Origin of the sequence: Teredinibacter waterburyi, assembly GCF_001922985.1 — a bacterium.
Lineage (GTDB): Bacteria > Pseudomonadota > Gammaproteobacteria > Pseudomonadales > Cellvibrionaceae > Teredinibacter > Teredinibacter waterburyi.
This window is the reverse complement of the sequence record NZ_MRUH01000085.1, coordinates 14752-27267: the sequence shown is the minus strand read 5'-3', so window position 1 is coordinate 27267 and position 12516 is coordinate 14752. Positions and strand designations below refer to the sequence as shown.

General features: G+C 48.4%; 11 protein-coding genes. 5 read left to right on the top strand and 6 right to left on the bottom strand.

Going from position 1 to position 12516, the window contains the following annotated elements:
• Positions 1-2: 2 nt before the first annotated feature.
• From IDZ20_RS06060 to dusA, 6 genes are all read right to left on the bottom strand, one after another.
• The gene (locus IDZ20_RS06060; RefSeq protein WP_188150536.1) at positions 3-440 is read right to left on the bottom strand and encodes a CBS domain-containing protein; all 438 of its coding nucleotides are present in this window, start codon (positions 438-440) and stop codon (positions 3-5) included.
• 35 nt (positions 441-475) lie between these two features.
• Complete coding sequence (locus tag IDZ20_RS06055; protein ID WP_188150535.1) at positions 476-2170, bottom strand: flagellar assembly protein A; 1695 nt, start codon at positions 2168-2170, stop codon at positions 476-478.
• 165 nt (positions 2171-2335) lie between these two features.
• Entirely contained in the window at positions 2336-2797 is a 462-nt protein-coding gene (locus IDZ20_RS06050; protein ID WP_188150534.1) for a tellurite resistance TerB family protein, read from the bottom strand.
• A 27-nt stretch (positions 2798-2824) separates the two neighbouring features.
• Complete coding sequence (gene tal, locus IDZ20_RS06045) at positions 2825-3757, bottom strand: transaldolase (RefSeq protein ID WP_188150533.1); 933 nt, start codon at positions 3755-3757, stop codon at positions 2825-2827.
• A gap of 273 nt (positions 3758-4030) precedes the next feature.
• Positions 4031-5476 carry a carbohydrate-binding domain-containing protein gene (locus IDZ20_RS06040; protein ID WP_425443418.1) on the bottom strand — a complete coding sequence of 482 codons (1446 nt, stop codon included), beginning with the start codon at positions 5474-5476 and terminating at the stop codon, positions 4031-4033.
• A gap of 164 nt (positions 5477-5640) precedes the next feature.
• A complete protein-coding gene (gene dusA, locus IDZ20_RS06035; protein WP_188150531.1) occupies positions 5641-6645 on the bottom strand; it encodes a tRNA dihydrouridine(20/20a) synthase DusA in 1005 nt (334 codons plus the stop codon).
• 300 nt (positions 6646-6945) lie between these two features.
• Here dusA and IDZ20_RS06030 point away from each other — a divergent pair, with 300 nt between their 5' ends.
• From IDZ20_RS06030 to modC, 5 genes are all read left to right on the top strand, one after another.
• Positions 6946-7413 (top strand): Dps family protein, encoded by a 468-nt coding sequence (locus tag IDZ20_RS06030; protein WP_188150530.1) that lies wholly within the window; start codon positions 6946-6948, stop codon positions 7411-7413.
• A gap of 381 nt (positions 7414-7794) precedes the next feature.
• A complete protein-coding gene (locus IDZ20_RS06025) occupies positions 7795-9396 on the top strand; it encodes a methyl-accepting chemotaxis protein (protein WP_188150529.1) in 1602 nt (533 codons plus the stop codon).
• A gap of 206 nt (positions 9397-9602) precedes the next feature.
• A complete protein-coding gene (gene modA, locus IDZ20_RS06020) occupies positions 9603-10466 on the top strand; it encodes a molybdate ABC transporter substrate-binding protein (protein WP_188150528.1) in 864 nt (287 codons plus the stop codon).
• A gap of 5 nt (positions 10467-10471) precedes the next feature.
• Positions 10472-11278, top strand: coding sequence for a molybdate ABC transporter permease subunit (gene modB, locus IDZ20_RS06015; RefSeq protein WP_188150527.1), 807 nt, complete (start codon positions 10472-10474; stop codon positions 11276-11278).
• Positions 11271-12500 carry a molybdenum ABC transporter ATP-binding protein gene (modC, locus tag IDZ20_RS06010; protein ID WP_188150526.1) on the top strand — a complete coding sequence of 410 codons (1230 nt, stop codon included), beginning with the start codon at positions 11271-11273 and terminating at the stop codon, positions 12498-12500. Before modB ends, modC begins: the two co-directional genes overlap by 8 nt.
• Positions 12501-12516: the final 16 nt, after the last annotated feature.

Below are 12516 nucleotides of genomic sequence, written 5' to 3'. Positions count from 1 at the left end.
AGTTAGTTTGCTGCCGGTATGCAAAGTGTCTTATCAACATCATAGACATGGAATTGCAGGATATCCTTCCAGGTTAAGATACCTTTGATATTCATTTCTTGGTCGACCACGGGCAGACAAGAGATATTATTTTCCAGCAGTAAAATTGCGGCGCAATCGATAATTGTATCCACTACAACCGTTACCATCGTCGTCGACATCATAGCGCTAACCTTTTTATCTAAAAGTTCGCGGTCTTCGGGACGTTCATTTAACGTGCCCAAGAAAGGGCTAGAATTTGCGGAAGCGTCGCGGTCCGATATGATACCGACCAACTTACCATTGTCTTCAACTAATAGGTGGTGAAATTTCTTGCTGGAGAAATGTTGGCGCAAGTCTGCTAAGTCGTTATCGGGACTAACAGTGATGACATTTTTTGTCATGATGTCGGCAACTAACATGGTGGGCTCCGAATAAAGCATCAAGTGCATTTATACTATTTAGGTTTTTTCGATTTTGTTTTGCTAGGCTCTAGATGGCTGGCAACAACAAGTTTGTCGCGTTGCTGTACGCAAGTAGCGCCTAGGGCGGCTTCACATCGCCAGTGATGGCTATTGATGTGAACTTGAATATTTGGATATATACGTTTTTTTGCGGTTACCATTAACTCGTCTGTTGGTGTTGTTTGCGCTTCAATTGCCGGTAGAGCATTTTCAAGCTCGGCAATTTTCAACTGCAATGAAACGAGGGTGTTGCGAATTTTTTCAGTCTTGTCGAACTGCACTTCGCCCAACATTGTTGGCGTTTCGTTATTGGTGATTTTTTTCAGGATATTGGTAAGCTGAATTGCTTCTAGCTTTCGCCTTGCTAAATTTTCATTTAGTCGGCGAGCGGCAACTTCTGAGCTTTTATTCGTTATTAGCCTGAGGTTGGTTTTGACAAACGCATCGCTTCCCAGTATTTGCGCGTGGATGGCGCAGTGAGAAACGGTTTCTCCGCCAATGATTATGCCGCGACCGCGATCTTGGCCGACGTTTACAGAGCCGTGTGCGGTAATTTGGCTATGCATAATATATTCGCTGATATGGATGTTGCCGAGCGCTGTAATTTCGACCTGATTGAGAAATTTTGCGGTTAAATCGCCGCCGCTGGAAATGTGGCAGCCATGTTCTCCACCAATATGGTCGGCTTGAATGCCACCCTTTACCTGAACACTGCCGCCAGCCTTAAGTTGGGTTTTATAGATGGCACCGGCAACAATTACATCGCCGGTTACGTCGACCTTAAAGTGACTTTCAATATCACCTTTTACAAATAGTGAGCCATCAAAGCGAATGTGTCCGGTGTGAATATTCACCGCATCGAGTTTCATTACGGGGTCTACTCGTACACTGCGCGGGCCTACAATGGGGTGGCCTTTTACGATGGATATAAGGTGTAAACCATCGTCTGAAACTTTCACCCCTTCTAGCTTCTTGTCGAATTTTAAGTCCTTCCCAGCTTTTGCGGTTATCGCTTTACCTTCGACATTCATGCCGTCAATACCAGCGGTAGCGGGAATGCGCTGCATCACAGGAACATTTTCATTAACAGTGAGAAACTCAAAATTTTGACGTAGATCGATCACGTCTCCGCTATTACTGTTGTGTTCGACGATTAGGCGGCTGTCGGTCAGTGGAATAAACGTCGTGTCATATCCATTTTGGGGGGGGATGGCTTCAGCTACGACTATATCGATTGCTTCGGTTGCAGTGGCAACGAGTAGTAGTCGGTCGGATTTAATGGTTTGTTCTGCGATATTGAGCTTTGCCAGTTGTTGTTGAATAAGCTCGATTGATAAAGGCACACCACCCTGGGAGGGCAGGGCTTGGATTCGTAGCTGCAGCTTATCTTTGCTCACTTGTAAGCTCAGGCTTGCGTCACGTCGTTCTGCCAGAACGTAACGCCCACTCTCGTGGCGGTCTAATTTTTTTAAGAATAGGCTTAAACTGTCGGTTGGGAAGTAGCAGTCATCGCAGCCGATGGCAGAGATAGCGGCTCTAAGTTGCGGCATAGCGGTGATGTTTGTTGTTAGTTTCGCATCTGCGTCTAACTTAGGGACTACACCGTAGAGGCGACCGCTGCTTTCGTCGAGCTCTAGGGTGAAGCCAGCTCTGGTTGGTGTCGGTGTAGGAGTTGTTTGATCTGCCACGCAATTGTCACACTTTTCGTCAATTCTATCTAACAGGTATAGCATATTGCGAGACGACGAGGCGTCTAGAATCGGGTATCACGGATTGTTTTTGGACAGCGGCGAAGAGTTGAGGTCTAGCCTAGTGTAGTACGCAGCGCGGTTGCAGGCTTGAAAGGGCGCTACTTAGGTGCGTGGTATGTCGGCTGGACGTGCGGCGTGTTTTGCGCGAATAAAGTCACTGTGGCTAACGTAGATAAGTTCAGAAACCTTACGAATAACGTATTCTTCGTATTTGTCGAGGTCGCCATCTGCGTATGCGATAGTCCACATACCCTTAACCAGCTCGAACTTGTCGTTCTGATTGCAGTTGTCATTTACGAGTTGAGTAAACTGGTACAGTGACGTTGCTTGTTCACACTCGGCTTGGGCGAGGGCTGCAAGGCTGTGGCATTCTTCGGCTGAGATGCCGAACTTTTGTTGCAGGATATTGGTCAGCGCGCCTAGTTCATCTGCATCGAATTCGTGATCAACAATGGCGACTTCAATTAGAAGAGCGGCGCAAGCGAGCTGTTTTTGGTGCTCGATTGCGCCCTCATCGGCACCTTGCAGTTCAGATCGAAAAAAGTCTTTTATTTTCGCTAGCACTGGGGGCCGCCTATTCGTTAGTTGTACTTACTTTAAAGATTTTAGGTAGTTTTCCAGATTAATCTGGTCTGCTACGAAACCGCGAATCCCTTCGGCTAACTTGTGCGTTGCCATGGCATCTTGGTTGTTAGAAAAGCGGAATTGCGCTTCGGTTTCGATCAGTTTTGCCATAGCGTCACTACTATTATTTGGGCTCAATACGCGCTCTAGCTTGCCTGTGTCTGCTTCTAGTTCACCTAAAAGCTGAGGGCTGATAGTTAAGCGGTCACAACCAGCCAAAGCTTCTAGTTCACCAGTGTTACGGAAGCTTGCGCCCATAACCACTGTGTCGTAACCATTTTGCTTGTAGTAGTTGTAGATCTGAGTAACAGACACGACACCTGGATCTTCCATTGGTGCGTATTCTTTTTTGTCGGTATTGGCTTTGTACCAATCCAAAATACGGCCGACAAACGGAGAGATCAGGAAGGCTCCAGCGTCGGCACATGCAGCGGCTTGGCTAAAGCTAAATAGAAGTGTCAGGTTGCAGGTAATACCTTCTTTTTCTAGTACTTCTGCAGCACGAATGCCTTCCCAAGTAGAAGCGAGCTTGATAAGTACGCGCTCTTTAGGAATACCGGCTTGAGCGTAAAGCTCTATTAGATGCTTAGCTTTGGCGATGCTGGCTTTGGTGTCGAACGAAAGACGAGCGTCAACTTCGGTAGAAACACGGCCAGGAACGATTTTTAAAATTTCGCAACCGATGGCAACGGCAATTTTATCGCAGGCGGCGTCGATACTGTCGCTGCTTTCGATAGCGCCCTTGACTAAAGGTGCGTATTGCTCCATTTGGGCTGCTTTAAACAGCAAAGATGGATTGGTGGTAGCGTCTAACGGTTGATAGCGACGAATGGCTTCGATATCACCGGTGTCGGCGACAACGTCTGAATACTGCTTTAATTGCTCAAGTTTGTTGGTCATGTTACTCCCCATAACGCGTGCGGTTAGCAAAGGCGCACATTATCGGGGTTGTAGGCGGCAGACACAACCGTAAATTGTATGTGGGGTAGCAGCGGTATGCCTTTATCTAGGGTTGGCTTTAGTTGTGGGGATCGTGTAGACGGGGTAAAGCAGTGAATATAAAAAAAGCCCAGCATAGAGCTGGGCTTTTTTATATTTTGACTTTATGCCTTATCTATCTGCGATCAAAAAGTAATTATTCGCGATAAGGCATAAAGATTAAAACACCGTCGACTACTGTGAGTTACAGGTAGAAGGTGCGATACAGCTTTGGTTGTTTTCCCAACCCCAGCCGCTGCTAGTGTTGGTACAGAGTGGGTAGCTAGAACCGTACCAGTTACAGGTACCGCCTGTGCCGCCACTTGATGAGCTGCTAGAGCTAGAAGAGCTTGAGCTAGATGATGAGCTTGAGCTGCTTGAGCTAGATGAAGAACTAGAAGAGCTTGAGCTGCCGCTGTCTGGGAAACAATCTCCAACAGTCATACCGCCGCCGTTTGGTTGGCTCGCGCAGGTGTCAGCACCAATACAGCTTTGGTTGTTTTCGTAACCCCAACCGGAGTTCTGGTTGTTGCACACAGGGTGTTGAGTGCCGTACCAGTTACAGGTCGTTTGGCTCGAAGTACAGGTACCACCAGAACTTGAAGAGCTGCTAGAAGAAGACGAGCTGCTAGAACTGGAAGATGAACTGCTAGAACTGGATGAGCTAGAAGAACTGCTAGAGCTAGACGAGGATGAGCTGCTAGAGCTGGAAGACGAACTACTAGTACAAGAGCTAACTACGCCGCCGTTTCCGCCTTGGCTTTCACAGGTAGTGCGACCAATACAGCTTTGACCGTTCTCATAGCCCCAACCGCTAGTTTGGTTGGCACATAGTGGACGTGGGTCATCTTGATACCACTTACACTGCTCAGTACAGCTACCACCGCTGGTAGAACTGCTGCTCGAGCTAGACGATGAGCTTGAAGAGCTGCTAGAGCTAGAACTACTTGAGCTTGAGCTGCTAGAGCCGCCGCCATCAAGAACCGAGGTTAGCACTGGGAACCAAGCATTCGCCATTTTGCGATCGCCGGCATCAGTAGGGTGGACGCCGTCGCCAGTGTCGGCAACTGCGTCGAAGCCAGACCAAATGTTGGCAACAACGATAGGAGATGCCGAAGTGCTAAGACCAGAAGCCCAGCCCGGAATGGCGTTGTTCAAAGAGATAACGCGTTGATCACAATCACTACAAGAACCCGCTGGGTCCATAGGAATAATTTGTGCCACGATAATCTTCATATTGGGGTTGTTGGCACGCATGCTGCCAACCAATGAGGTGAAGGCTTCCAGAATCAAACTGGTAGAGCGGCCACTCCATACATCGTTAGTGCCTAGGTGCATCATAACCACATCTGGGTTAGTGCTGGAAAGCCATGGGCCAAGTTGACCTTGGTTAGCCATATTGGTAGCAAGAATGCCACCGTGGCCTTCGTTGTCACCGTCGTGAGAAATACTACAGCCCTGCGGACCGAGGGTCCCCACAAAATCGATATTAGTGTAACCAGCATTGACTAGCTGATCCCATAGGTAGGCGCGCCAGCAACCTGGGCTACCTGTAATTGAATCGCCCAGCGGCATGATGCGCGTTTGAGCATTGGTAACACTGCTGCCGAGAAGTGCCAGCCAAAGTACGGCGGCGATCATCCCCTTTAGCAAGAGACGTGAGTTGTGCATGTGAAAACCCTCTTGGATTATTGTTATTGGTCATTTCGTCGGAAATTGCAGAATTTACGGCGCACTCTTTTTAACATAAAACGATGTGTGAAGTCCGGTTTAGAGGTCGAATTTTGCCGAAAAATGATAATCGGTTACACAAACGGTGGGCGCTGAGTGAGTTTTTCGGCTTCCAGCAAAATCTGCGCGCCAGCGCCGGCTTGATTGGCGTTTTCGGTGATGTACCTGCGAAAGGCTCGAGCGCCGTATTCGCCAGCGAAAAGGCCTAACATATGGCGCGACATATGATGCAGGCGGTTCCCGCGGGCGATCTCGCTGGAGCAGTAGTCAACAAACCCGCTTAATACCTCTGTTCGGCTCGGTATCGGGGTGTTTTCGCCAAATACTTTTTGATCGATTTCGGCAAGAAAGTAAGGGTTGTGATACGCCTCTCGTCCAATCATCACACCGTCCAAACCTTCAAGTAACTGTAGCGATTGGTCGATGGTGGTAATGCCGCCATTGATAATCACGGTTAGGTTGGGGAAGTTATCTTTAAGTTGTTGTACCAACTCGTATTTCAGCGGCGGGACTTGGCGGTTTTCTTTCGGACTCAGGCCTTTTAACCAGGCTTTGCGAGCATGCACAATAAAGGTATCGCAGCCAGCGCTTGCGACTGTTTTAACGAAGGTCGCCATATCTGCGTAGTCATCTTGCTGATCAATACCAATACGATGTTTTACCGTTACCGGAATAGTGCAGGCGGCGTTCATTGCGGCAACGCAGTCGGCGACTAAATCCGGTTCTGCCATTAATACCGCGCCAATTTTACCTTCTTGCACTCGGTCACTGGGGCAGCCACAATTTAAATTCACTTCATCGTAACCCCAGTCTTCGGCCATGCGCGCGCAAGTGGCTAAGGCTTTGGGGTCGCTGCCGCCAAGCTGCAGGGCGATGGGGTGTTCGCTGCTATTAAATTCTAAAAACCGTTGCCGATCGCCGTTTAAAAGTGCGCCAGTCGTCACCATCTCTGTATAGAGCAAGCTTTGTTTTGTGAGTAAACGCCAGAAGTAACGACAGTGTCGGTCACTCCAATCCATCATCGGTGCAATGCAGAATCGATGATGACGCCGATTAACAACTTGCTTCGAATCTTTCATGGGTTGGGGCGTCGGCTTGTTCGGCTGGGAAGTCGACCGAGTTGTGTCATTTGATACAGACGGGCCAGCCTTTGTAGCACTTGTGGGGCGAGACGTGAAAGAGTCTGTGGAACGAGAACCTGTGGACGTCATAGAAAAGCTATCATCGTGAATAGGTAAAATTTATCGATCGCCTAGTCATTAATAATTATTATCAATGACCGTAAGGGCATAGTATAAACCCATCGATCGCGGCAACCCTAACATCGCTTAGAAAACGCCGCGACTTTCAATGAACCACGCTAAACAAGGAGATCAAGTATGCATTCTATTGATATTGGTATTAGTACCGAGAACCGTAATGCAATTGCCGAAGGGCTGAAAAAGTTATTAGCTGATTCCTACACACTCTACCTGCAAACTCACAACTTCCATTGGAATGTGACGGGGCCGCAGTTTCGCGAATTACACCTAATGTTCGAGGAGCACTACACCGAATTAGCTCTAGCCGTGGATGAAATTGCCGAGCGTATTCGTACCCTCGATGTAGTTGCCCCTGGTACCTACAAAAGCTTCGCTAAGTTGTCGTCAATAAGTGAAGTGGAAGGTGTACCGGCTTCACGTGAGATGGTTGAAATTTTAACTGCTGGACATGAACAAGTTGTCAAAACCTGTCGAGATGTGTTGGTGCTGGCACAGGGCGCTGCCGATGAGTCTACGGCGTCGCTGGTTTCAGACCGCATGCGTCTTCACGAGAAAACCGCCTGGATGCTTCGCGCTACGCTATAAGATGCTTTGTGCTGCGCAATAAAGTACGTCGAAGTACAGCTAAGTTGGTAATTCAGATAGCCGCATTCTGATTGTAAGAATGCGGCCATAGCTGTATGAATCTCAAAAAGCCCCAAGTCTGCAAATGGGACTTGGGGCTTTTTTGTGTTGGGAACATATGACTATGTCGAAGATTCTATCAAAACTGGTTTGACTGGCTGTCTTGTCCTCAATCGTGGCTTGCGCTTCGGAATTAGTGTCTATACTAACTTATACATTATTGCGGTTCAGGATTGATAATAAGCAATCTAGCCGCCTTTCTTTACGCCCAAGCTTTATGCCCGATCTTTACCCCTAGCTTTTTGGGCCATCTCCCGCGCTTGCAGTATCACGAGGTTTAGAATGCGCCAAAATTTGTCCTATCTGCTCAATTCGATGTCACGAATGGTTGGTTTTAACTCGATCCAGAGCCAGTTTACGCTAGCCTTTTTGATCATTATTACGTGTGCCGGAATTTCCGCAGGAACGATTTTCCTGTCGTTGGAGCAGAGCGCCGATACGGTCAATATGGCAGGTCGGCAGCGAATGCTGAGCCAGCGCTTGGCAAAAGAGTCGATGTTAGTCGTGCTAGGTGCCGAAAAGGCGACAGTGCCCGAAGAGACGATTTCGCTGTTCGAAGCTTCCCACCGCAGCTTGTTAAATGGCAATAAGGCGGACGCCATTCACCCGCCCGCAAGCCCCGAAATAAAAGCGCAGCTAGATCAAGTAGGGCGTTTGTGGCGAGACTACAAAACAACTGTTAACAGCTACCTACAAACTAAAAGTAGCGATCTACTACCAAAGTTACAGCAGCAGAGTCTTGCGGTGTTAAAAGATATGAACAAAGCGGTAGGGATGATCGCAAATGAAGCGAACCAATCGGTACACGCTCAGGAAACAACGGCGCTTGTACTTGCGCTGGTTACGGTTGCGTTTGCCTTAGTGAGTTGGTTGTTGGGCATGAATTGGCTAATGGCCCAAATTCATCTGCTGCAAGAGCGGTTATTACAGGTAGGCCGCGGTGACTTTTCTAATGCGATCGATGTCGAGGTTAGCGATAACGAAATTGGCAGTATGTTTACCGCCTACAACCGGATGATCGAACAGGTTAGTGCTATCGTGGAAGGGGTGCAAAACCGATCAAAAAATGTTTGCGAGCAAACCGCAAAACTTATTGGTGTAGCAACTGAATCGGAAAGCTTCGTCAGCCGTCAGCACCGTGAGCTGGAGTCGGTATCAACGTCCATGAACCAAATGACGGCGACGGTTCATCTTGTTTCTGAGCATGCGACTAGCGCCGCACAATTTGCCGACGAAGCCAGTGCCGAGGCAAAAGAAGGGTATATCGTTGTTGAAAAAAGCTCAGGCGTTATCAAAAAAATGTCGCAAGAGTTGGATAGCGCGGTAAAGGTAATGCAGCAGTTGGATTTAGACGGTCAACAAATCGGCAAGGTACTTACGGTTATTACCGGCATTGCCGAACAAACCAATTTGCTAGCGCTGAATGCCGCTATTGAGGCCGCACGAGCAGGCGAACAGGGCAGAGGCTTCGCTGTAGTGGCCGATGAAGTGCGAACTTTGGCTCAAAAAACCCAGAGCTCCACGGAAGAGATTCAGAAAATCATCGAACGCCTGCAGAGCCAAACCAGTAAAGCCGTAGCCGTGGTCGAAAACTCAACCGTGTCGGCTCAGGCAAGTGTCGAGCAGATGGGCTTAGCGAATACAACGTTACGAAAAATTGTCGATGCCGTCGCCAATATCCAACAGATGAGCAAGTCTATTGCTACCGCTTCAAAAGAGCAGAGCGACGTTGCAGGCGGAATTGACGCAAGTATCGATAGCATTTCCAGTTCTGCCGAAAGCACCACTAAAGTGACAATTGAAGTGCTAAGCGTTGCTCACACTTTGAACACCGAAATGCAGCAGTTAAGTCACGCCACCGAGGCGCTGCGCGTTTCCCAGTAATTTATTCCGTTAGGTTTTTTGAGATCACCAAGGCAAGCCACGCAGGCTTGCCTTTTTTGTGTCCTGCTTGCCATAACCTAGTCTCGTCAGTCTGATGAAAGCTTAGAGATAGACGTGCAAAAACATTACACTTCTGGGCAAGTTGCAGTTGCTTGTGGTGTAATCTGCGTCTTTAACGGCTTATTTCGGTCTTCTATGAGTAGTTTATGTTGAGTTCTTTCAAGCGGCAGCTGTGCGGGTATCGACACCGGCTGCTGCGACTTCTCTTTGCGATATCGATCGCAGCCCCGCTGACAGCAGTATATGCCGCCGAGCTTAATATTGCTGTTGCCGCTAACTTTTTACCCGCAATGCAAAAGTTGCAAGCAAGCTACCAAGCGGAAACTGGGGTAATACTGAATCTTAGTGCCGGCTCGACCGGCAAGTTGTACACCCAAATTATTCATGGCGCGCCGTTTGCGTTGTTCTTTGCGGCAGACGAGCAAACCCCTGCGCGATTGGTGGAGCAGGGGTTTGCCGAGCGTACCAGTACCTACGCGCGCGGTCAGTTGGTTTTATGGGTGGCCGAGCCACAAAAGTTTGGGCTAAACAGCGAGATGTCTTTCGCCGCCGTTATCGCTAAGCTCGCGCAAGATCCACAGGCAAAAATTGCCTTGGCAAACCCCAAAATCGCGCCCTACGGAGCCGCCGCCATTAGTTCTTTAGAGCGTGAATCCTTTCCCGCCAGCGCACGTTCGCGTTTAGTGATGGGCGAATCCGTGGCACAAGCCTATGGATTTGTCGCTAGTGGAAATATTGCCGCGGGTTTTGTTAGCGCATCACTTATTAGTTTAGATAAACAACGCACTTCGGCTGTTTGGCTGGTGCCAGAAGGTCACTACGACCCTATCGACCAACATGCTGTGGTACTCAGCGGCACGATTAATAGCCGCTTTAGCGGTGTAGAAGCTGCGCAACAAATTATCTTGGCGCAAAATTTTTTAGATTACCTACTAACAAAACAAACCCAAGCACGCTTAAAAACCATGGGCTACAACTCGCCAGCTAACACACAAAAAGAGACGTTATAAAACAAATGGATTGGCTAGCAATAACCCTAACCCTTAAGCTCGCACTTGTATCGACATTGATATTACTGCTGCTGGGCACGCCCTTAGCCTGGTGGCTGGCGCGCCGGCAGGGGTGGTGGGTGAGTATCGTTAACACCTTGGTTACGCTACCGGTAGTGCTGCCGCCAACCGTTATTGGTTTTTATTTATTGTTGCTGCTTTCACCACAAGGTAGTTTGGCAAACGTTGCCCAGCTGTTCGGCTTAACGACGTTTGCGTTTAGCTTTACCGGCTTAGTAATTGGCTCGGTTATTTATTCTTTGCCTTTTGTTGTGCAGCCACTAGTGAATAGTTTCGCTGCCATTCCCCACAACCTGTTCGAAGTTGCCGCAACGCTTGGTGCCACACCCTTACAGCGATTTACGCGGATAGCGTTACCGCTGGCAAAACCCGGATTTGTAGTGGCGTTTGTGCTGGGCTTTGCCCACACGCTTGGTGAATTTGGTGTGGTGTTAATGATTGGTGGCAATATTCCCGGAGAAACACGCGTGGTCTCCATTGCTATTTACGAGCAGGTGGAATCGTTGCAATGGGGGGCTGCACATCAAATGTCGTTATTAATGTTGCTGTTTGCTTTTGTTGTAATTCTAATCACTCACCGCTTACAAAAGTATTCTGCATTAGGCTTATCGCTACCGGTTCGGTCTAGTAAAGCCGAGCTTAGCAAATCCAAACACCGTAAATCCCAACCCAGTAAAGCCGACTACTGGCGAGATGCCGAGGCCGAAAAAAACAGACCAGTAACGAGCGGCAGCGAGCGTGACAATGACTGATTCGAACCAAGCGATGTCAGACTTGCTAACAAACGATCAGCCAGTACTGCAAGGCAAGTTTAGGTTACAGCGCGGCGATTTAACTCAACGAACAAAATCAACTCAGCCCTTTATACTGAACTGCGAGTTTAAATTTCAGCGCGGTGTAACTGCAATATTTGGCCCCTCCGGCTGCGGTAAAACAACCTTATTGCGCGCTATAGCCGGTTTAGAACCCAGCGCACAGGGTAGCTGCGAGTGGCTTTCCAACGGTAAAAGTTGCACGATATGGCAAGCCTCGCGAGATGAAAAAAACGGCACCAGACCAGTTTTTGTGCCGGCTTATCAGCGTCGTATTGGCTATGTAGTGCAGCAGTCTGGGTTATTTCCGCACTTGTCGGTAGAGCAAAATATTCGCTTTGGTGAAAGCGTAGCGGCTAAAATAAAAGTCGCTAAAACAAAAGCTACTAATGTAACAATCGCCGAACCAACCAAATTGGGTTTGGGTTTTAGTCACGTCATTGCACTGCTAGGTTTAACGAAACTATTGCAGCGCAAACCGCATCAGCTTTCTGGTGGCCAGCAACAGCGTGTTGCCATTGGTCGAGCACTGCTTCGTAATCCGCAGTTGTTATTATTAGACGAACCTCTAGCCGCGTTAGACCAAGCCGCACGCAACGATATTATTCGCTATTTAGAAGACTTAATTGCGCGCTTGGAAATTCCCACGCTATTCGTCAGCCACGACCCAAGTGAAGTCGCGCGTTTTAGCGACAACATATTAATTATGGATGGGGGTGAAACCCTAACCCAAGGCAACACCCAACAGCTACTCACGCAATTGCATTTACCGCTCGCACAAAACGACCATGCCAGCGCTGTTTTACGCGCGACGTTAATAACCGCAAAAGATGCACAGGGCTTGAGTTGGTTGGGGGTGGGCGGCGAAAAAATCGCTGTACCGGCAGAGCACAAAAAACTACGGCAACTAGAGCGTATTCGCGTTTACGCAGCGGATGTAAGCTTAGCCTTAAGTCGCGCTTTGGATACCAGCATAGTGAATATTCTAGAGGCAAAAGTTAGCGATATTCAAAACCTAGACGAAGCGCGCGTAATCGTGCGCTTACAGCTAAATGATGGCCAGTACTTGCTCGCAAAAATTACTCGGCTATCGCAAATGCGATTAAATTTAACCCTAGGTATGCAGGTGTTTGCGCAGGTAAAAGGTGTTGCGCTTCTTTAATCTCAATAAAGAAATA

Bases quoted from the DNA above. Each gene is read 5' to 3' on its own strand.
- IDZ20_RS06060 (WP_188150536.1), bottom strand. From the start codon at position 440: ATGTTAGTTGCCGACATCATGACAAAAAATGTCATCACTGTTAGTCCC.
- tal (WP_188150533.1), bottom strand. From the start codon at position 3,757: ATGACCAACAAACTTGAGCAATTAAAGCAGTATTCAGACGTTGTCGCC.
- IDZ20_RS06040 (WP_425443418.1), bottom strand. From the start codon at position 5,476: ATGATCGCCGCCGTACTTTGGCTGGCACTTCTCGGCAGCAGTGTTACC.
- dusA (WP_188150531.1), bottom strand. From the start codon at position 6,645: ATGAAAGATTCGAAGCAAGTTGTTAATCGGCGTCATCATCGATTCTGC.
- IDZ20_RS06030 (WP_188150530.1), top strand. From the start codon at position 6,946: ATGCATTCTATTGATATTGGTATTAGTACCGAGAACCGTAATGCAATT.
- IDZ20_RS06025 (WP_188150529.1), top strand. From the start codon at position 7,795: ATGCGCCAAAATTTGTCCTATCTGCTCAATTCGATGTCACGAATGGTT.
- modA (WP_188150528.1), top strand. From the start codon at position 9,603: ATGTTGAGTTCTTTCAAGCGGCAGCTGTGCGGGTATCGACACCGGCTG.
- modB (WP_188150527.1), top strand. From the start codon at position 10,472: ATGGATTGGCTAGCAATAACCCTAACCCTTAAGCTCGCACTTGTATCG.
- modC (WP_188150526.1), top strand. From the start codon at position 11,271: ATGACTGATTCGAACCAAGCGATGTCAGACTTGCTAACAAACGATCAG.